Genomic DNA, 19,477 nt, shown 5'->3' on the forward strand with positions numbered 1-19,477 from the left:
CAGCGCGGACCGGGGCGGGATCAGATCCAGCCGCGCCGCTTGAAGACGGCGTAGAGCGCGAGGCTCACCCCGACCATCGCCAGCAGCGCGAACGGGTACCCGAACGACCAGTGCAGCTCGGGCATGTCGTCGAAGTTCATCCCGTACACGGTCCCGACGAGCGTGGGCGCGAACAGGATCGCCGCCCAGGCGGAGATCTTCTTGACCTCCTCGCCCTGCGCGATGGAGGCCTCGGTCAGCTCCCGGATCTCCTCGTTCTGCCGCTGCGCGACCAGGGTCGCGTTGACGGTGAGGATGTCGCGCAACTGCTGCCGGAAGCCCTCGACCCGCTCGATCACCTGCACCACGTGGTCGGCGACGTCGCGCAGGTAGCTGCGCAGCTCCTCGTCGACGCCGTACTTGTCGAAGCCGGCGGTGATCGCGGCGAGGATCCCGGTGAGGGGCTGCGCCGCGCGCTGGAACTCCAGCACCTCCTGCGACAGCTCGTAGATGCGCCGGGAGACGCCGGGATCGCCGCGGAAGACCTCGGTCTCGATCTCGTCGATGTCGGTGGCCAGCCCGTCGACCACCGGCCGGTACCCGTCGACGACGGCGTCCAGCGTCGCGTAGAGCACCGCCTCGCTGCCCTTGGCCAGCAGCGCCGGCTCGCTCTCCAGCCGCCGGCGCACCCGCGAGAGGTCGGGTGACTCGCTGTGCCGCACGGTGACGGCGAAGTCCGACCCCAGGAACAGGTGCACCTCGCCGAACTCGACCTCCTCGGCCGCGTCCTCGTACCGCGCCGCCTTGAGGACGACGAACAGCGTGTCCCCGTACCGCTCGAACTTCGGCCGCTGGTGGGCCTTGATCGCGTCCTCGACCGCGAGCTCGGGCAGGTCGAACAGCTCGGCGAGCTCGCCGAGTTCCTGCGGCTCCGGCCGGTAGAGCCCGAGCCAGGCCAGGCGCTCCTCGCCGAGGTCGAGCTCGGCGCGGCTGTCGGCGGCCGAGTCCGGCGTCGCCACCCGGCGGCCTGCGGAGTAGACCGCGTTGTCGACGACGCGGGACCGTCCGGCGTCGGGCTCGGTCCCCGCCGGCACGGGCGGGACGAGCCGGACCTCGGGACGCGGACGGCGGGCGAGGGTGGTCAGCGCGCTCAGCGGCGCGCGACGGCGATCGGTCATGACGGACTCCCGGGGAGCGGGGACGACGACGAGGGCTGCGCGGGTCCTCGCGTGCGCGTGCTGTCCGCTCCGGGCGGTTCAGCGGGCGGGGAGGATCCCGATACCGGTACTGGGAGGCTCGCCGGGCATGCGCGCTCCCTCCGGTCCGGGCCCGCGTCCGTCCGGGGGCCGTCTCATCGATGATCCCACGCGCGGACGGCGTCCCCCACCGCCGGTGCCCCCTCGTGATGAGGCCTACCCCACGCTGCCCAGCACCAGGTCGACCATCACCGGCAGCAGGATCACGATCAGGATCGCGCCCAGGATGTCGAAGGAGAAGCCGCTGCGGATCATCTTGGTGATCGGCACGACGCCCGAGCCGTAGGCGATCGCGTTCTGCGGCGTCGAGACCGGGAGCATGAACCCGAACGACGCCGCGAACGTCGCGGCCAGCGCCGGCACGAACGGGTTGATCCCGGCGGCCATCGCCACCGGGATGATGATCGGGACGACGACGGCGGCCGAGGCGGTGTTGCTCGTCGTCTCGCTGATGATGATCGCCAGGATCACCGCGAACACCGTGATGGCCAGGGTGCTGGTCAGGCCGAGCGAGTCGGCCGACGCCTGCCCGATCCGCTCGGCCAGGCCGGTGCTGGCCAGCAGCGAGCCGAAGATGATCCCGGTGCCGAACAGCAGGATCGTGCCCCAGTCGATCTTCGCCGCGTCGCTCCAGTTCAGCGTGAACTCCCGCGACTTCCAGTCGGTCGGCAGCAGGAACAGCAGCGAGGCGCCGAGGACGGCGACGATGCCCTCGTCGAGCCGGTCGCTGATCGTCGCGTACAGGTCGGACTCGGTGCCGGCGGTCAGCGCGATGATGCCCGGGAAGATCCACAGCGCGACGGTGATGCCGAAGGCGATGAGCGTGTTGCGCTCCGCGCCGGAGAACGCCCCGATCTCGGCCCGCTCCTTCTGCACGTACTCGTGCACGCCCTCGATCCGCCGGATCTCCGGCTTGTTGAGCAGCAGCAGGATGACGGTCAGCGCGACGAACATCAGCGCGCAGATCGGCAGCGCCATCAGCATCCAGTCGAGGAAGCCGATGCGCTCACCGGTGGCCTCCTCGATCAGCCCCCGGCCGATCAGGTTGGGCGGGCTGCCGACCGGGGTGAGCAGGCCACCGACGCCGGCGCCGTAGGCCAGCATCAGCATCAGCGCGACGCCGACGCGCAGCCGGAGTGGGTCGAAGTCCGGCTTCACCAGCTCCTTGTCCTGCAGCAGCTTGGCGATGACGGAGAGGATGCCGATCGCCGTGGGCAGCAGCATGGCGACGGTCGCCGTGTTGGACACGAACGCCGACAGCACGGCGGTGATGAACCCGAAGGCGATGACCACCCGCGCGGTCGAGGCGCCCACCCACTTCAGCGACAGGATGAACATCGCGAAGCGCCTGGCCACCCCGTGCTTGAGCATGGCCGCGGCCAGGATGAAGGCGCCGATGAAGGTGAAGACCGTCGTCGAGCCGAACGGCGCCAGCGCGTCGTCGGCGGGCACCACCCCGAGCACGACGATCGCCCCGACCCCGATGAGACCGCCGATCGGGATCGGCACCGGCTCGGTGATCCACAGGACGATGACGCCCAGCAGGACCGCCGCGAGCAGGTGCTGGTCGCGCGGCAGGTCGAACGGGATGAGGGCGAAGACGATCGTGACGACCGGCGCCAGGAAGAGCCCGACGGTGCGCCGGCCCTTCTCGAACCGCTCCTCGGCGGGGCTGAGCTTCTGCTCCCCCAGGCTGCGGTAGGTCGCGCTGCCCCGGAAGGCTGCGTCGACGTCGGTGCGCTGGCCCTGCGTCCGCTCCGTTGCGGTCATTTCGGCCCCCCGGGTCTGGGAAATGATCAGACCCTAGGCAGCGCGGAGCCGGGCGGCGACCCGACGGGAATCAGCTCTTGGCCAGGCCCGACGCGCTCAGGGCACCGTTGGCGACCAGCGTGCGCGAGAACTCCTTGGCGATCTCCACCACGCGCGCGGTCCGCTCGGGCCCGAGGAGCAGCCAGGGGTCGGCCGACAGCGCGTCGGTGTGCACCTCGAGGCGGGCGCGCAGCTCCACGCCCTCCTCGGTCAGGCCGGCGTCGTCGACCAGGCCGCGGTCGGCCAGGGCCTGGGCGGCGGCGGCCCACTCCTCCTCGCTCCAGCCGCGGGTGGCCTTGGCGGCCTCCGGGGTGAAGCCGCGGCCCATGGCCGTGTGCGTCACCAGCGCCTCGATCCCGGACAGGCCGGAGTGCAGCAGGGCGGCGACGTGCCCGTCGCCGCGGTGCTCGCGCAGCAGCGTGGCCGCGTGCCACAGGACGAGGATCGGCTCCTCGGGCCAGGGCAGATCGGCGTGACCGGCGTAGAGCGCGCGACCCTCCGGCGACAGCACCGTGGTGGCCTCGCGCAGCAGCTCACCCAGCTCGACGACCTCGTCGGAGGACGCCGCGTCGCCGAGCAGCCGGGTGAGCGAGGCGCGGGCGGCGTCGAGACGGGCGGCCAGCACCTGCTCGGGGGTGGCCAGCGTCCAGGCGGCCGGGATGGTGCGGGCGACCAGCGCCGGCGAGAAGTTGTAGAACGTCGCCGTCACCGTGCCGGCGCCCACCGCACCCATGGCGGCCGACCGGCCCGCGAAGTAGCACATCCGGCCCGGGCGCAGGCCCGCTCCGGTCAGGTGCTGCTCGGTCTCCGGCGCGAAGTACACGTGCGAGTGCAGGAGCTCGACGGCGCGGTGTGCCCGCGCGATCTGCCGGGGGTCGAGGGTGGCAGTGGACGGATCGGCGCTGACCATGGGCGCACCCTAGCCATGCACGGCGGCGGGCAGGACCCGGGACCAGCTCGCCCGCGTGCGGGCGGTGCGGAAACCGAGGCGCTCGTACACGCCCACCGCCCCGGTGACGTTGGCGCTGTCGACCTCGAGCCCGGCCCGCCGGCAGCCGTCGTGGGCGGCCGCGCGGAGCACCGCGGCGATCACCGCCGACGCGACTCCGCGCCCCCGGATCGCGGGCAGCACGCCGATCTGGCCGAGGTGGACCTCGTCGTAGCCGGTGGCCAGCGAGTCGGCCTCGTACACGTAACCCAGCGCGTAGCCGACCACGGCGCCGTCGGCGACGGCCAGCACCGACAGGTCCGGCCGGAAGGCGCGCTGGCCGGTGAACAGCGTCCGCCACGTCGTCGCGTCCCGTTCGGCGGACCCGTGGTGTTCGGTGAAGGAGGCGTTGTGCGCCTGACGGACCTCCTCGTCCCGCTCCCACGCGAAGGGGACCAGGTCGATGCCCTCGACGACCGGGACCTCGACGGGCTCGGTCAGCGGCCGCTCCATGGAGAAGTACCACCGCTCCTGCTGCAGGCCGGCGCGGCGCAGCAGCCCCTCCAGCCCGGGCATCGTCGTGGGAGCAGCCACCGCCAGGACCGCGGGCGAGCCCGGATGGCGCTCCTCGTGCACCTCCTGCCCCCGCGCGAGCTGCCACGCGAGGAGGGCGCGCCCCACCCCGCGTCCCCGCCAGGCGGGGTGGACCCGGGCCTCGAGCTCCACGCGGAAGGCGTCGCGGAAGGTGGGCAGGGCGAGGACGGTGGCCCAGGCGACGAGCGTGCCGTCCGCCGAGCGCACGGCGAGGCTGTCCCGCTGCAGATCGACGAGGTCGTTGACCCACCACTCCGTCAGGTCCTCGGCGTTCCAGTGCTCACCGGTGTCGTCGGCCGTCTCGGCGACGGCCAGGAGCGCCGCCGCGTCGGCCACGTCAGCCGGGGTGATCGGCGCGACGGAGAGGCCTGCGGGCAGTGCGGGAAGGTCGGCCACGTCGTCGGAGGGTAGGCAGCCGGGCGCCCCGGGGCGACCTCTTTCAGCGGCGCACGAACAGGCAGAACGGGTGGCCGGCCGGATCGCGGAAGACCCGCACGATCTCGTCGTCGTCCTCGTGCCCGCCCACCGGCTCGGCGCCGGCGTCCTCGGCCAGCGCACAGGCCGCGTCGAGGTCGTCGACGAGGAGGTCCAGGTGCTGCTGCATCTGCTGGGTGCCCGGCTCGGGCGGCCAGACGGGCGGGACGTGGTCGCGTTCCAGCTGGAAGGACAACCCGGTGCTGCCGTCGGCCGGCCGCAGGGTCGCCCACTCGTCGGTGTCGTCGCGGATCGGCCAGCCCAGGAGGTGGCGGTAGAAGCGGGCGAGCCCGCGCGGGTCGGGCGTCCCGAGGACGCTCGCGGTGAAGGTGAAGCTCGGCATCAGGCCTCCAGTCCGAACATCCGGGCGCCGTTGCCCCAGAGGACGGCGCGCAGCCACTCCTCCCCCAGCTCCAGCCGGTGCAGCGCCGCCAGCTGGTGGGCGTACGCGTACGGGATCGAGGGGAAGTCGCTGCCGAGCAGCACCTTGCCGCGCAGGTCCGACAGTCGCGGCAGCAGGGCGCGGTCGAAGGCGTTGCGCCCGCGCTCGGTGAAGTCGGTGGCGAACATGGTGGTGTCCAGGTGCACCCGCTCGTACCGCTCGGCCAGGGCGAGGAACTCGCCGTACTCCGGCATGCCGAGGTGGGCGATGACCAGCTGCAGCCGCGGGAACCGCTCCAGCAGCCCCGCCATCGGCGCGGGCCCGGTGTGCTCGCCGACCAGCGGCCCCGAGCCGCAGTGGATGACCACCGGCGTGCCGGTCTCCTCCAGCCGTGCCCAGACGTCGTCGAGCAGCCGGTCCCGCGGGTCGAAGGCGCCCACCTGCACGTGCACCTTGAACACCCGGGCACCCCGGTCCAGCGCCGCCGCGACATAGGCCGGCGCCTCCGGCTCGGGGTAGAACGTCGCCGACTGCAGCACCTGCGGGCGGCCGGCCGCGAACTCGGCCGACCAGTCGTTGAGCCACGCGGCCATGCCCGGCTTGTGCGGGTAGGGCAGCGTCGAGAAGGCCCGCACGCCGAGCCGCTCGAGGACGCCGAGCCGCTCCTCCACCGGCAGCTGGTAGGTGATCGGCCAGGAGGCGGTGCCGTAGTTGTCCTTCGCGGCACCGAAGTACTCCCACACCTTCGCCTGCACCCGCTCCGGCAGGAAGTGCACGTGCACGTCGACCAGCCCGGGCAGGCCCAGCTCCCGCCAGAAGCGGGGGACGTCGGCGTCGTCGAGGGGAGCTGCGATCACGTCCCGACCCTAGGGTCCGGGCACTGCCGACCGCAGCCGTCCGGGTGACACCGAAAACTGGTCTCGGTATAGACTTGTACCGGGTCCAGCTTTCTGTCTAGGGTGGTCCCGTGACCAGGCCAGGGAAGTCGTCGCTCTCCGAGCACTGCCCCCTGGCCGCCGTCATGGGGCTCCGAGAGCGCAAGAAGCTCGAGGCCTGGCGCACCATCCGCTCCACCGCGCTGGCACTGATCAGCGAGCGCGGCTTCGACGCCGTCAGCGTCGAGGACATCGCCGGCGCGTCCGGCGTCTCCCGCACCACGTTCTTCAGCTACTTCCCCAGCAAGGAAGCGGTCGTGTTCGACCTCGATCCGCTGGAGGTCCAGCAGTGGCGCGACCTCCTCGCGGACCCCAGGGCGGACCTGCCGCTGTGGGAAGCGCTGACCGACGTCTCGCTCGGTCTGGCACGGCTGCTCGCCGAACGGCTGCCCCTGCAGAAGCGGTTGTTCGAGCAGTCACCGGAACTGTGCACGTCGTCGCGTGACACCTGCGACGCCTTCGAACCCGACCTCAAGGAGTGGATCAGCCGTCGCACCCCGGACGGCGACCCGCTCCGCACCGCACTCGTCTACAACACCGCCTTCGCCGCGTTCTCCACGGCGATCGAGGCCTGGGATCCCGACGACTCCTTCGAGCACTTCCTGGCGCTCGTCCGCGACTGCCTGCGCTGGGCCGGCGCAGGACTCGCACATCCCGTGAGCTGACCCGCTCCTCTCCCGGCCGGCCCTGACCTCCGTCGGCCGTTCCCCGCCCGTCCCCGCGACCGCGCACCGCTGCCGGCCGCCCGGACCCGCGCGTCCTCATCCCCTCCACTGCGCACCGCGCAGGAAGGACGGCGCAGCCATGCCCGTCGACACCCTCCCCGACCTCCGGCACTCCCCCGTCCCCGGGGAGCCCGCCCCACCGCAACCCGATCCCCGGCGCTGGCTCGCCCTCGCCGTCATCGCGATCGCCCAGCTGATGATCGTGCTGGACGTCTCGATCGTGAACATCGCGCTGCCCGACGCCGGCGCCGACCTGGGCATCAGCGCCGCGAACATCCAGTGGGTCGTGACCGCCTACACGCTCACCTTCGGCGGTCTGCTGCTGCTCGGCGGCCGGGTCTCCGACATCATCGGCCGCAAGCGCGCCTTCCTCATCGGGCTGCTCGGCTTCGCCGCCGCGTCCGGGCTGGGCGGCATCGCGCCCAACCAGGAACTGCTCTTCGGCGCCCGGGCGCTCCAGGGCGTGTTCGCCGCGCTGCTGGCACCGGCGGCGCTGTCCTTGCTCGCCCTCGCTTTCACCGAACCCAGGGAGCGGGCCCGCGCCTTCGGCGTCTTCGGCGCCGTCTCCGGTGGCGGAGCGGCGATCGGGCTCATCCTCGGCGGCACCCTGACCGAGTTCGCGTCCTGGCGCTGGACGCTCCTCGTCAACGTGCCGATCGCCGTCGCCACGGCGCTGGCCGCCGTCGTGCTGGTCCGCGAGAGCCGGGCGGAGGGCGACCGCCACTTCGACGTGCCCGGCGTCCTGCTGTCCACCGCCGGGCTGGCCAGCCTGGTCTACGGCTTCAGCAGGGCCGCCGAGGCCGGCGCGGGCTGGTCCGACCCGCTCACGCTGACGCTCCTGGGTGCTGCCGCCGTCCTGCTGGTCGGCTTCGTCCTGCACGAGCGCCGGGCGGCCCACCCGCTGCTCCCGCTCCGCATCGTGCTGGAGCGCAACCGCGGTGGTTCGTACCTGGTCTTCCTGCTGGTGGGCGCCGGGCTCTTCTCGATGTTCCTGTTCCTGACGTTCTACTTCCAGGAGACGCTGGGCTACACCCCGCTGGAGTCGGGCTTCGCGTTCCTGCCGTTCAGCGGCGGCATCATCGTCGGGGCGGGGCTCGTCTCCCAGGTGCTCCCCCGGGTCGGCCCGCGGCCGCTGATCGTCGGCGGCCTGGCCCTGGCCGTCGCCGGGATGCTCTGGCTCACCCAGATCGGCGTGACCAGCTCGTTCGTCACCAGCGTGCTACCGGCGGAGCTGGCGATGAGCTTCGGCATGGCGATGGTCTTCGTGTCCGCGTCGAGCACCGCGCTGCTGGGTGTCGACGAGCACGACGCCGGGGTGGCCTCGGCGACGCTGACCACCGCGCAGCAGATCGGGGGATCGCTGGGGCTGGCGCTGCTGAACACGTTCTTCGCGTCCGCCGTCGCCGACCGGATGGCCGCGGATCCGACCGGCGGCACCGAGGCCGCGATGGTGCACGGCTACCACGTGGCGTTCGTGTGGGCGGCGGCGTTCCTCGGCATCGCGCTGCTCATCGGCGCTGCGTCGATCTCGGCACGGAGGTCGGACCTGCCGGCGCCGGAGATGGCACTGGCGGCCTGACGGTCGTCCGCTGCCGGGACCGGTCTCGCACCGGGCCCGGCAGCGGCGCGTCCGGGGTCAGAGCGTGACGACGACCTTGCCGCGCACGTGCCCCTCGCTGACCAGCCGGTGGGCCGCGACGAGCTCCGCGAGCGGGAACGCCTTGGCGATCGGTACCCGAAGCTGGCCGGCGTCGGCCATCCGGCCGAGCTCCTCGAGGTCGTGCTGCTCGGGGCGGACGAACACGTACCGCCCACCCATCTCGTTCACCGACGGGTCGACCACCGAGGCGATGCGGGAGACGTCGCGCACCTGCTTCGGGGCGTCGGCGAGGGTCTCCCCACCCACCAGGTCCAGGACGGCGTCGACCGGCTCGGACAGCTGACCGCTGATCGGGCCGGCGTTGTAGTCGAGCACCTCCGCGGCCCCGGCGTCCTTGAGGAAGCCGTGGTTGCGCGGGCTCGCCGTCCCGATCACGTGCGCGCCGAGGGCGGCGGCGATCTGCACGGCGTTGAAGCCGACGCCGCCGGCCGCGCGGTGGATCAGCACGCGGTCGCCCTCGCCGACGTCGAGCGCCTCGGTCAGCGCCTGGTAGGCGGTCAGCCCGGCGAGCGGGAGCGCCCCGGCCTCGGCGAAGGAGAGCGACGCCGGCTTGTGCGCGAGGCAGCGCTGGGGTGCGGGCACCAGCTCGGCCGCCGTCCCCCACTGGACGTCGTCCCGGCGGACGTAGCCGAACACCTCGTCACCGGGTGCGAACGCCACCACCGCGGGCCCGACCGCCTCGACGACGCCGGAGACGTCCCAGCCCGGGATGATCGGGAAGTGGTGCGGGAAGAAGCTCGCCAGGCCGCCGGCGCGAATGCCCATGTCCACCGGGTTCACCCCCGAGGCGTGCACGCGCACGAGCACCACGTCCGGGCCGACGGGCGGCTCCGGGAGGTCGTCGCGCAACGTCAGGACGTCGTCGTCCCCGAACCGGTCGTACGCCATTCCACGCATGCGCTCCACCGTAGGCGCGGCACCCGGCCGCGGCCCGCGCCCAGGGGGTCGCCCTCGTCACCTGCGGCGACGGCCGGATCCGCGCTGGGTCGTCCACTCGAGCACCCAGCGCTCGCCCACCGGGAGCACGGCCCAGCGGCGCGACGCGTCGCGCACCGCGTCCACGGCCGCCGCGATCCTCTCGGGCGGGAGGCCGGAGGTCGCCACGTGCTGCGGCGGCAGTGCCTCGCCGCGCGCGAGCCGCCCCACGACGTCGGCCACGTTCTCCGCGCGCTGCACCGCTTCGTGCCGCTCCCGCTTGAGCTGGTCGGACCGCTCCGCGGAGTGTGGCGGACGGCGGCCCGACACGTGCCGCATGCTGCCCCACACCACGCCGTCGGCGACGCAGCCCCAGATGCCGTCGGCCAGCGGCAGCGCGGTCTCGACGACGGCATGCACCAGGTCGTGCGGCAGGTCGGCGCCCCCGCCCGCGCCGCGCATCGCGAACACGACGCCGTCGTCCCGCTCGACGAGGGTCTCGACCGGACGCCGGTCCGCCATCCGCTGGAACGTCATGCGCACGGCATCGATCCTCCGATGCCGCTCAACCCGTTTTCCGGGTCAGCGCCGACCCTTCACGTACCGGCCGAAGGCCTTCTGGATCTCGCGGCGGGAGTCGCGCTCGGCCAGGTCGTGCCGCTTGTCGTAGGACTTCTTGCCCTTCGCCAGCGCCAGGGTCGCCTTGACCTTGCCGTCCTTGAAGTACAGGTCGAGCGGGACGAGGGTGAGCCCGCCCTCCTTGATCTTGCCGATCAGCTTGTCGATCTCGCTGCGGTGCATGAGCACCTTGCGCTTGCGGCGCGGCGTGTGGTTGGTCCAGGTGCCGGCCACGTACTCGGGGATGTGGACGTGCTGGAGCCACACCTCGCCGTCGTCGATGGAGGCGAACCCGTCGACCAGCGAGGCGCGACCGGCGCGCAGGCTCTTGACCTCGGTACCGGTGAGCACGAGGCCCACCTCGTAGGTGTCGAGGATCGAGTAGTCGTGCCGCGCCTTCTTGTTCTGGGCGATGAGCTTGCGCCCCTGTTCCCGCGGCATGCCTGCCAGGCTACTGGGGTCCCGCCACGGCGTGACGCAGTCCGGCGAGCGCAGGCGCCTGCACCGGCAGGAACGCCACCTCGCCCGGACCGCCGTCCGCCAGCAGGCCCGCCCGCCCGAGCAGGACTGGGACGGCGAATGCGACGCACTCGTGGCCATCAGTCTGCGATGGCCACGAGTTCGTCGCACTCGATGCGAGGTGGAGCTACAGGCGGACGTACAGCCGCAGCGTCACGTAGGCGGCGACGGCGGCCAGGCCCACGCCGGCCCCGGCGATGAGCGGGCTGATCAGCGCGATCTGCCCCCAGTCGACCGGCGGGATGATGCCGGCCTTGATCGGCCCGGACAGCGTGCGGTCGACGAACAGCACCTTGGTGAGCACCAGCCCGCCGATCGCGAGCAGGGCACCGATCAGCCCGGCGAGCGCGGCCTCGAGGATGAACGGCAGCTGGGTGTACCAGCGCGAGGCGCCGACCAGCCGCATGATGCTGGTCTCGTTGCGCCGGTTGAACGCCGCCAGTTGGATCGTGTTCGAGATCAGCAGCAGCGCCGCCAGCGCCTGGACCATGGCGACGGCGATCGTCGCGTTGCGGGCGCCGTTGAGCAGGCTGAACAGCCGGTCGAGGAAGTCACCCTCGTCGCGAACCTGGTCGACGCCGTTCTCCCCGTTGGGGAACTGCTCGGCGATGACCGGGTACCGCTCGGGGTTCACCAGCTCGACGCGGAAGCTCTCCGGCAGCGCGTCCGCGGGGGTGTTCTGCACGAGCTCCGGCTGCTGGCTGAACTGCTGCTGGAAGCGCTCGTACGCCTCGTCCTTGTTCTCGTAGATGAAGCTCTTCACCTCGGTGGACGAGGAGAGCTCGGCCTCGATGGCCGCTCGCTGCTCCTCGGTCACGCCCTCGGCGAGGAAGATGGAGACCTGGACCTTGTCGTAGTAGATCTCCTTCATGTCGGAGATCATCAAGGCGATCAGCAGGCCGGTGCCCATGAGGCCGAGCGAGATGGCCGTCGTCAGGATCATCGCGACCGTCATGGTGAGGTTGCGACGGAGCCCGGTGGCCACCTCGGAGAGCACGAAGTTGACGCGCATGGATGTCCTGTCGTGGGGTTCGGAGGAACTCGGTCAGCGGCGGGCGAGGCCGCTCATCGGCCCACGCCGTACACGCCGCGAGACTGGTCGCGGGTGAGGGATCCTCCGTTGAGCTCGATCACGCGACGGCGCATGGAGTCCACGATGTGGTAGTCGTGCGTCGCCATGATCACCGTGGTGCCGGTCCGGTTGATCCGCTCGAGCAGCAGCATGATGCCCTCGCTGGTGTCCGGGTCGAGGTTTCCGGTCGGCTCGTCGGCGAGCAGCACCAGCGGCCGGTTGACGAACGCGCGGGCGATCGCGACCCGCTGCTGCTCACCACCGGAGAGCTCTCCCGGCAGCCGCTGGGCCTTGCCCTCCAGGCCGACCATCTCCAGCACCTCGGGCACCACCTTGCGGATGGTGCGGTGCGGCTTGTTGATGACCTCGAGCGCGAAGGCGACGTTCTGCGCCACGGTGCGGTCGCGCAGCAGGCGGAAGTCCTGGAAGACGCAGCCGATGGTGCGTCGCAGCTTCGGCACGTTCCACTTGCTCATGGTGTTGAGCGTCTTGCCGTTCACGATGACGTTGCCGGACGTCGGGTCCTCCTCCTTCAGCAGCAGCCGCAGGAAGGTGGACTTGCCCGACCCCGAGGAACCGATGAGGAAGACGAACTCGCCCTTGTCGATCTCCGTCGACACGTCGTCCAGGGCCGGCCGGCCGCTCGCCGGGTAGAGCTTGGTGACGTGTTGCATTTCGATCACGAGGCGCCACGGTACTAGCACCGGGGCCCTCGACCCCTCGTTCGCCACGGAACTCGCGAGGCTCGTTCTCGCGCTCCGTCACCGGGCCGCGCAAATGCCCAGCAGGCCGGTCACGGAGCGTCGGTTCCGGCCCGGATCGGCCGGGTGGAGTGACCTCCCCTACAGCGGCGGCCTACGCCGCGGACGTCGACTCCTGCTGACGGCGCCACCGGATGCCGGCCTCGATGAAGGCGTCGATCCCGCCGTCCAGCACGTCCCCGGGGTTGCCGCTCTCCTGCTCGGTGCGGAGGTCCTTGACCATCTGGTACGGGTGCAGCACGTAGGAGCGCATCTGGTTGCCCCAGCTCGAGCCCTCGCCCTTGAGCGCGTCCATCTCGGCCCGCTGCTCGGCCTGGCGGACGACGAGCAGCCGGGCCTGGAGCACCCGCAGGGCGGCGGCGCGGTTCTGGATCTGCGACTTCTCGTTCTGGCAGGACACCACGATGCCGGTGGGGATGTGGGTCATGCGGACGGCGGAGTCGGTGGTGTTCACGCTCTGCCCGCCGGGGCCCGAGGAGCGGAAGACGTCGACCCGGATCTCGTTCTCGGGGATGTCGACGTGGTCGGTCTGCTCGACGACGGGCAGCACCTCGACGCCGGCGAAGGACGTCTGCCGGCGTCCCTGGTTGTCGAACGGCGAGATGCGCACGAGCCGGTGGGTGCCCTGCTCGACCGAGAGCGTGCCGTAGGCGTAGGGCACCTTCACCGCGAAGGTGGCCGACTTGATGCCGGCCTCCTCCGCGTAGCTGACGTCGTAGACCTCGGTCGGGTACTTGTGCCGCTCCGCCCAGCGCAGGTACATCCGCATGAGCATCTCGGCGAAGTCGGCGGCGTCGACGCCCCCGGCCTCCGACCGGATGGTCACCAGCGCCTCGCGGGAGTCGTACTCGCCGTTGAGCAGCGTCCGGACCTCGAGCTCGTCGATCACCGCGCGGATGCTCACCAGCTCGCGCTCGGTCTCGGCCAGCGTGGCCTCGTCGCCCTCGTCGGCGGCCATCTCGTGCATCAGGCCGACGTCGTCGAGGCGGGAGCGCAGCTCCTCGACCCGGCGGAGCGTGCCCTGCAGGAAGGAGAGCCGCGAGGTGAGCGCCTGAGCGGCCTCGACGTCGTTCCAGAGGTCAGGCGCGGCGGCCTGCTGCTCCAGTTCGGCGATCTCCCTGCGGAGGTCGTCGACGTCCAGGACCGCCTCGATCGACCCCAGGGTCGTGTTGAGCTCGTCGAGTACGACGGAGAAGTCGGCAGCCACGTCTAGCCAGGGTAGTGCGCCGCGCGCCGGGGTACCCGGTCCGCATGACCGGACCCGCGAAGAAGCGCACGCGGGAGGAGTACGAGCAGGGCCTCCCGGACCACCACGACCCGACGGCGGGCTTCGCCGGCGCGCCGGCCGCGCAGTCGGCGCTCACCCTGCGGCTGATCCTGGCCCTCTTCGGCCTGGTGGTCTGCCTGGCCGGCGGGCTGGGCTGGCTGGCCACCGACCTGCCGGCCTGGCCCGCGGTCCTGCTGCTGATCTTCGCCGTCGTGGCGGTGGTCGACATCGTCGTCATCGTGCGCCGCAAGGCGCGCGGCGAACCGGGCTGACGGGGCCTCAGCGCGCCGCGAGGGCGACCGGCGCAGCCGTGGCGTGCTGCGCGGAGACCCACCCCGGCACCGCCTCGGCCGGCATGGGCCGGGCGATGTGGAACCCCTGGGCGAAGGTGCAGTCGAGCTCGGCGGCGAGCGCCAGCTGCCCGGCGGTCTCGACGCCCTCGGCCAGGCTCCGGATCCCGCAGGCCTTCCCGAGCGCGACGACGGCGGCGATCGCGGCGGCCGCCCGGTCGCGGTGGCCCTCGGTGTAGTTCACCAGGCTGCGGTCGATCTTGAGCATGCCCGCGGGCAGGGTGACCAGCTGGCCCAGCGAGGAGAAGCCGCTGCCGAAGTCGTCGATGGAGACCTCCACCCCGCGGCGGCGCAGTTCGGCCATCTGCTGGGCGGCGCGCTCCGGATCCTCCGCGACGGAGGTCTCGGTGAGCTCGACGACGAGCAGCTCCGGTGGCACGCCGGCGTCCGAGAGCGCGGCGAACACGTCCTCGACCAGCGTTCCGCTGGAGAACTGCTCGGCGGTGATGTTGACCGCCACGACGAGGTCGAGGCCGATCCGGGACCACTCGGCGATCTGACGGGTGGCCGCCGTCATCACCCAGCGGGCCAGCGGGGTCATCAGGTCGTGCGCCTGCGCGGTGGGCAGGAACTCCCCCGGCGCGAGCAGGCCCCGCTCGGGGTGCTGCCAGCGCACGAGCGCCTCCATGCCGGTGCAGCGGCCGGACGGCAGGTGCAGCACCGGCTGGTAGTGCAGGACCAGCTCGTCGCGGACGAGGGCGTCGCGCAGCTCGTTGGCGAGCGTGGCGCGCCGCTCGGCCGCCGCCCGGAGGTCGGGGCTGAAGACGTGCACCCGGTTGCGCCCGGCCGCTTTGGCCGCGTACATGGCGAGGTCGGCGTCGCGGACCAGGTCGGTGGAGCGCAGGTAGCGGTGCCCGGACGTCCCGGCGATGCCGATGCTGGCACCGATCCGGACGACGTGGCCGCCGAGCTCGAAGGGCCGCTCGAGGGTGACCCGCAGCCGCTCGGCCAGCGCCTCCGCCTCGACCGGCGTGCAGCCGCGCGACAGGACGACGAACTCGTCGCCACCGAGCCGGCCGACGGTGTCGTCCTCGCGGACGGCCGCGGTCAGCCGGGCGGCCACCTCGCGGAGCAGGTCGTCGCCGGTGTCGTGCCCGAGGGAGTCGTTGACCTCCTTGAACCCGTCGACGTCGAGGAAGAGCACGGCGACCCGCGTCCTCGGCGCGGCCAGGTCGGCGTCGATCAGCTGGTGCAGGTAGGAGCGGTTCGGCAGCCCGGTGAGCGCGTCGTGCCGCGCCTGCCAGGCCGAGGCGCGCTCGGCGCGCACCCGGGAGGTGACGTCGGTGTGGGTGAGGACGATGTTGCCCGCCTCGTCGACCCGCGAGGCCTGCAGGTGGAACCAGCGGGTGCCCGAGGCGAGCTGCACGGGCAGGTCGGCGGTGGCCGAGTCGCGCAGGCCCATGGAGAGCTCGCGGATGCCGGCGACCAGCGCCCGGGCGTGCTCGTCGTCCCGCACCTGGAGGGCGAGGGCGAAGTAGTCGCCACCGACGGGCACCCGGAAGCGGTCGTCGTCCAGCGTCTCGGCGGCCTCGTTCCAGGCGGAGTTCGCCAGGAGCACCGTGCCGTTCCGGTCGACCAGCAGCGTGGGCGAGGGCAGCGCGTCGAGGACCGCCTCGACGAGGAGGGTCGCCCCGCCACCGCCGCCCCGGCGGCGCACGTCGGCAGGCAGCGCGCGGCTCGGTCGTGGTCGCACGGTCCCGCCCGTCAGTCGGGGGACGCCGTCGGCGTCCGCTGCTCCCCCATCGGCAATCCGGAACGGATCCGTCATGCCAGCGCGGCGGTCTCGCTCCAAGGAGGGAGTCAGGGCTCCCGGGTCTCCTGGGCGATCCAGCGAAGGTACCCGGGGTGGCCGCCGACCAGCGGCACGGCCAGGACGCAGGGCACGTCGTAGGCGTGCAGCTCCACGGCGCGGGCGACGACGGCGTCGACCAGGGAGCGCCGGGTGTGCAGGGCGACGCGGGCCTCGGCCTCGTCGTGCACCTCACCGGCCCAGCGGTACACCGAGCGGATCGGGGCGACGTGCTGCCCGCAGGCTACCAGCCGTTCCTCGACCAGCGTGCGGGTCAGCGCCACCAGCCGTTCGGCGTCCGCATCGGTGATCACGATCTCGCAGCACTCCACGTCCACGGCCCGATCCTGGCGGGCGACTTCCGCGGCCGCTGATTGAGGTCGCCGTGCCCGGGGGTAGGGGGCGCTCATGAGCGATGACAAGACGATCGAGATCGACGGCGAGACCTTCGTGCTGCGCCACGACGGCGAGGGCCTGCAGGTGGGCCGGCGCATCGACGGCGACGTGACCTGGCTCGACACCGTGGCCGACAGCCTGCTGCCCGAGGCCGCCCGTGCGGCGCTCCGGTCCGGGGACACCTCGGACGAGACGCTGCAGACGGCCGTCCGCGGCGTGCTCGAGGCCGAGGTGAAGCGCGGCGGCTGAGCCGTCCAGCAGCAGGGGCGCTGCGCGTCAGCGGTGGCCGCGCCCCTGACCGTTCCCGTCACCGGCGGCTCGCTCCTGCCGCCGTTCCCGTTCCTGGGCCACGGCCCGCTCCCAGGCGGCGGCGAGCTCGCGCAGGCGCTGCACGTTGCGGTCGTGCACCTCCTGCCAGGACGGCACCCGGACCTGCTGCTGCGGCGGCACCACCGCCGGCGCGGGAGCAGGAGCAGGAGCAGGCACGGGGGCCGGAGCAGGCGCGGGGGCCGGGAGCGGTGCCTGGACGGGCGCGGGGACCGGCGCGGGCACCGGCGCCGGAGCGGTCGCGGCGGGCCGGGCGACCTCGGCCGCGGCCTGGACGGGCGGCACCGCGGTGGGCAGGGCCAGCTGGCCCAGGGTCACCGTCGCGCCCGCCGGCCAGTCCGGATCGACCGCCGTCCACTCCGCCCACGACGCCGGGTCGAGCAGCTGCGGGAGCAGCTCGGCGGCGGACCGCGGGTCCAGGTGGCTCGCGGCCGCGTTGCCGATGGCGACCGCGGCGACCACGTCACAGCTCGCCGTCGTCAGGAACTCCTGGTCGTCCGCGCACGCCTCGCGTGCCCGGAACGCATCGCTGATCTCGCCGACCAGGGCCGCCGCGTGCTGCTGCGCCTCGGCGGCCGGCTCGTCCGTTCCTCCGGCGAGCCACCCGCGCAGGAGCGTGGCCATCTCCGGGATCGCCGGAACGGGCAGCGGCTGGACGGTCACGACCGCCAGCTCGGGTCCGATCGGCCACCGGGTGACCTCCCCCGGGAGCAGCACCTCGCCGTCCCCGCCGGTGCGCCGGACGACGGCTGCGACCTCGCTGTTCTCGCTCCGGACGCGGACCGGGGCACCGACGTCGCCGATCCGGGTCACCAGCACCGGCCGGTCGCGGTCGTTGCGCACCGTGATCGTGGCGCTGTCGACGCAGGCGTCCACGGGGAAGCTCTCCGGCACCGCCCCGCGGATCCCATCGGAGACGCACAGCGGCGGTGCGGAGCCCGACGCGGGAGCCGCCGACGCCGTCGGGGCTCCCAGCAGCGGCAGCACCAGCAGGAGCACCGGCGCCAGGTTGCGGCGCCTCATGTCGGGAACCCGCACGCGGGCTGGGTCACGGTGCCCACCTGGCGCAGGCCTCCGGACACCGCGTCGGCCACCGGGCCGGTGATCGGCCCGTCGACCACCGCGCCGAGCCCCCGCACCAGGTCCTCCAGCGCCGCCGCCACCTCCTCGTGCCCGCCCTCGTCCCGCACATCGGCGAGCACCGTCCGCAGGTCGCGCGCGACCTGGCTGACCTGGGTGCGGGCCTCGACGTCCGGGCCGTCCAGCAGCTCGCCCATCGAGGCCGGGAGCCGGTCCAGCCCTCCGACGGCCGCCAGCCGGGCGCAGAAGCCCGGTGCGCCGTGGGGCGCCTCGTACGACGGGACCGCCGCGGTGGCACCCGCAGGGCGCGGGTCGTCGGCCGGACCGCACGCCGCGACGGCGGCGAGGACGAGGGCCGGCACACCGAGGCGGACGACGCCGGGAAAGGGCACCCGGGCAACCTAGGGCGCCGGTTCCGGTCCGTGACCGCGCCGACGTCGGCATCACCCACTCGTGCGACAGCCGATCAGGTCGGCCGTCACCGACCGTGTCCGCCGCGCAGATCTCACCCGGAGGGGTGAGACCGCGTACTCCGGGCGGCCCCGCGTTCCGATGGAGTGGTGTGACGCCCTCCTCGCGCGGCCGAAGCCTCCGGGCCTCCGCCGTCGCCGTCTGCTCCGCGGTTCTGGTGCTGGCCGGCTGCGACGCCGGGGCGCAGCCGGACGAACCGGCCCGGGACAAGGCCGCGACGGAGAAGCCGGTCGCCGCGCCGGTCGCCGACTCCGCCGCTCGCGTGGACTGGAAGGCCGCCGCCTACGCGGCCCTGGACTGCACTCCCCGCACCGAGTGGCTGGCCGACGGCCTGCCGGCCGCCGCGTGGGACGACGCGACCGTGCGCACCACCGCCGCGGACGTGACCGGCGACGGCGTCGACGAGATCCTCGTGCAGGCCACCTGCCCGGCCGCGGCCTCGACCCGGGCCGACCACGTCGTCGTCTTCGCCGTCGCCGGTGGGGCGACCGAGGTGCTCGGCGTCCTGGGCGACGAGCTGTTCCTCCCGGAGGCGACCGTCTCCCTCGACGGGACGACGGTGACCCTCAGCGGCCCCACCGTCGCCGGCGAGGACCCGTCCTGCTGCCCCGGCCACCGGGGCACCGTGACCTACGCGTGGGACGGCGTCCGCTTCGTCGTCGCGGCGCGCTCGGAGGTGCCCGGCTCGTCCCCGGCGGCCGTCGCGCTCGCCGACGGCGAGCACGTGGGCCTGCTGCTGTCCGTCGGCGCCGACGAGGTCGTCGTCGACGTCGTCGAGTGGTTCGAGGGCGACGCCGCGCGGGCCGCGTGCCGCGCGGACGGCGTCCCGGTCGACGAGTCCGCCTGGTGCACCCAGTACTACGTGCGCGGCGCCGGGGACGGCGGGGTGCCGGTGCAGGTGTCGCCGGATGCTCCCCTGCGCTACCTCGACCTGGAGACCATGGAGACCGTCGCGCTCGGCGACGTCGCCGAGCTGGCCGGCACCCCGTGGGTGTCGGAGAACCCGGACGCCGGCGGCTACACGCGCTTCCGCACCGCGGACGGCGTCATCACGGCGATGGCGGGCATCTACACGCCCTGAACCGTTCCGCCACCTCCTTTGTAGCAGTTCCGGGCGCGTCTCATGAGGCCGAGATTTTCGGTCTACGGTCGCGGATCTCAGATCGGAGC

The 19,477-nt window shown here is 73.0% G+C and carries 21 protein-coding genes; 5 read left to right on the forward strand and 16 right to left on the reverse strand.

What is annotated here, in order from left to right:
- Positions 1–20: 20 nt before the first annotated feature.
- The 6 genes from corA to CRP29_RS01740 all read right to left on the reverse strand — a co-directional run bounded on the left by corA (position 21) and on the right by CRP29_RS01740 (position 6,279).
- Positions 21–1,157 (reverse strand): magnesium/cobalt transporter CorA, encoded by a 1,137-nt coding sequence (gene corA / locus CRP29_RS01715; RefSeq protein ID WP_097193330.1) that lies wholly within the window; start codon positions 1,155–1,157, stop codon positions 21–23.
- A 234-nt stretch (positions 1,158–1,391) separates the two neighbouring features.
- Positions 1,392–3,005, reverse strand: coding sequence for an SLC13 family permease (locus tag CRP29_RS01720; RefSeq protein WP_097193331.1), 1,614 nt, complete (start codon positions 3,003–3,005; stop codon positions 1,392–1,394).
- A gap of 70 nt (positions 3,006–3,075) precedes the next feature.
- Positions 3,076–3,954, reverse strand: coding sequence for an SCO6745 family protein (locus CRP29_RS01725; RefSeq protein WP_097193332.1), 879 nt, complete (start codon positions 3,952–3,954; stop codon positions 3,076–3,078).
- 9 nt (positions 3,955–3,963) lie between these two features.
- Complete coding sequence (locus CRP29_RS01730) at positions 3,964–4,962, reverse strand: GNAT family N-acetyltransferase (protein ID WP_097193333.1); 999 nt, start codon at positions 4,960–4,962, stop codon at positions 3,964–3,966.
- A gap of 43 nt (positions 4,963–5,005) precedes the next feature.
- Positions 5,006–5,383, reverse strand: coding sequence for a VOC family protein (locus CRP29_RS01735; protein WP_097193334.1), 378 nt, complete (start codon positions 5,381–5,383; stop codon positions 5,006–5,008).
- On the reverse strand, positions 5,383–6,279 hold the full coding sequence (locus CRP29_RS01740) for an amidohydrolase family protein (RefSeq protein ID WP_097193335.1): 897 nt from the start codon (positions 6,277–6,279) through the stop codon (positions 5,383–5,385). Before CRP29_RS01740 ends, CRP29_RS01735 begins: the two co-directional genes overlap by 1 nt.
- 110 nt (positions 6,280–6,389) lie before the next feature.
- On the opposite strand from CRP29_RS01740, the gene CRP29_RS01745 reads away from it, so the two are divergent.
- On the forward strand, positions 6,390–7,022 hold the full coding sequence (locus tag CRP29_RS01745; RefSeq protein ID WP_217991420.1) for a TetR family transcriptional regulator: 633 nt from the start codon (positions 6,390–6,392) through the stop codon (positions 7,020–7,022).
- A gap of 139 nt (positions 7,023–7,161) precedes the next feature.
- Positions 7,162–8,661 carry an MFS transporter gene (locus tag CRP29_RS01750; protein ID WP_097193337.1) on the forward strand — a complete coding sequence of 500 codons (1,500 nt, stop codon included), beginning with the start codon at positions 7,162–7,164 and terminating at the stop codon, positions 8,659–8,661.
- Between the two features lie 57 nt (positions 8,662–8,718).
- Here CRP29_RS01750 and CRP29_RS01755 read toward each other — a convergent pair whose 3' ends face one another.
- The 6 genes from CRP29_RS01755 to prfB all read right to left on the reverse strand — a co-directional run bounded on the left by CRP29_RS01755 (position 8,719) and on the right by prfB (position 13,834).
- Complete coding sequence (locus CRP29_RS01755; RefSeq protein WP_097193338.1) at positions 8,719–9,639, reverse strand: NADP-dependent oxidoreductase; 921 nt, start codon at positions 9,637–9,639, stop codon at positions 8,719–8,721.
- A gap of 57 nt (positions 9,640–9,696) precedes the next feature.
- Positions 9,697–10,200, reverse strand: a complete 504-nt coding sequence (locus CRP29_RS01760) for a hypothetical protein (protein WP_097193339.1) — start codon at positions 10,198–10,200, stop codon at positions 9,697–9,699.
- A gap of 39 nt (positions 10,201–10,239) precedes the next feature.
- Positions 10,240–10,716: an SsrA-binding protein SmpB gene (gene smpB / locus CRP29_RS01765; protein WP_097193340.1), complete on the reverse strand. Its 477-nt coding sequence runs from the start codon at positions 10,714–10,716 to the stop codon at positions 10,240–10,242.
- A gap of 205 nt (positions 10,717–10,921) precedes the next feature.
- Entirely contained in the window at positions 10,922–11,806 is an 885-nt protein-coding gene (ftsX, locus tag CRP29_RS01770) for a permease-like cell division protein FtsX (protein WP_097193341.1), read from the reverse strand.
- 53 nt (positions 11,807–11,859) lie between these two features.
- On the reverse strand, positions 11,860–12,540 hold the full coding sequence (ftsE, locus tag CRP29_RS01775) for a cell division ATP-binding protein FtsE (RefSeq protein WP_217991464.1): 681 nt from the start codon (positions 12,538–12,540) through the stop codon (positions 11,860–11,862).
- A gap of 181 nt (positions 12,541–12,721) precedes the next feature.
- Positions 12,722–13,834 carry a peptide chain release factor 2 gene (gene prfB / locus CRP29_RS01780; protein WP_097193343.1) on the reverse strand — a complete coding sequence of 371 codons (1,113 nt, stop codon included), beginning with the start codon at positions 13,832–13,834 and terminating at the stop codon, positions 12,722–12,724.
- A gap of 44 nt (positions 13,835–13,878) precedes the next feature.
- On the opposite strand from prfB, the gene CRP29_RS01785 reads away from it, so the two are divergent.
- Positions 13,879–14,166: a DUF6343 family protein gene (locus CRP29_RS01785; RefSeq protein WP_097194031.1), complete on the forward strand. Its 288-nt coding sequence runs from the start codon at positions 13,879–13,881 to the stop codon at positions 14,164–14,166.
- A 7-nt stretch (positions 14,167–14,173) separates the two neighbouring features.
- On the opposite strand, the gene CRP29_RS01790 is transcribed toward CRP29_RS01785, so the two are convergent.
- Complete coding sequence (locus tag CRP29_RS01790; protein ID WP_245852288.1) at positions 14,174–15,901, reverse strand: putative bifunctional diguanylate cyclase/phosphodiesterase; 1,728 nt, start codon at positions 15,899–15,901, stop codon at positions 14,174–14,176.
- Positions 15,902–16,044: 143 nt separating this feature from the next.
- Positions 16,045–16,371 (reverse strand): divalent-cation tolerance protein CutA, encoded by a 327-nt coding sequence (cutA, locus tag CRP29_RS01795; RefSeq protein WP_245852298.1) that lies wholly within the window; start codon positions 16,369–16,371, stop codon positions 16,045–16,047.
- Between the two features lie 70 nt (positions 16,372–16,441).
- Between cutA and CRP29_RS01800 the strand changes: the two genes are divergently transcribed.
- Positions 16,442–16,678: a hypothetical protein gene (locus tag CRP29_RS01800; protein ID WP_097193346.1), complete on the forward strand. Its 237-nt coding sequence runs from the start codon at positions 16,442–16,444 to the stop codon at positions 16,676–16,678.
- 27 nt (positions 16,679–16,705) lie between these two features.
- On the opposite strand, the gene CRP29_RS22535 is transcribed toward CRP29_RS01800, so the two are convergent.
- Positions 16,706–17,779 (reverse strand): hypothetical protein, encoded by a 1,074-nt coding sequence (locus CRP29_RS22535; protein ID WP_176522789.1) that lies wholly within the window; start codon positions 17,777–17,779, stop codon positions 16,706–16,708.
- Positions 17,776–18,228, reverse strand: a complete 453-nt coding sequence (locus CRP29_RS01810; RefSeq protein ID WP_097193348.1) for a hypothetical protein — start codon at positions 18,226–18,228, stop codon at positions 17,776–17,778. The genes CRP29_RS22535 and CRP29_RS01810 overlap by 4 nt, the downstream gene beginning before the upstream one ends.
- Before the next feature lie 170 nt (positions 18,229–18,398).
- On the opposite strand from CRP29_RS01810, the gene CRP29_RS01815 reads away from it, so the two are divergent.
- The gene (locus tag CRP29_RS01815) at positions 18,399–19,388 is read left to right on the forward strand and encodes an LppP/LprE family lipoprotein (protein ID WP_097193349.1); all 990 of its coding nucleotides are present in this window, start codon (positions 18,399–18,401) and stop codon (positions 19,386–19,388) included.
- Positions 19,389–19,477 lie beyond the last annotated feature (89 nt).

The sequence above is a fragment of the Blastococcus aggregatus genome (assembly GCF_900221005.1).
GTDB classification, from domain to species: Bacteria; Actinomycetota; Actinomycetes; order Mycobacteriales; family Geodermatophilaceae; genus Blastococcus; species Blastococcus aggregatus.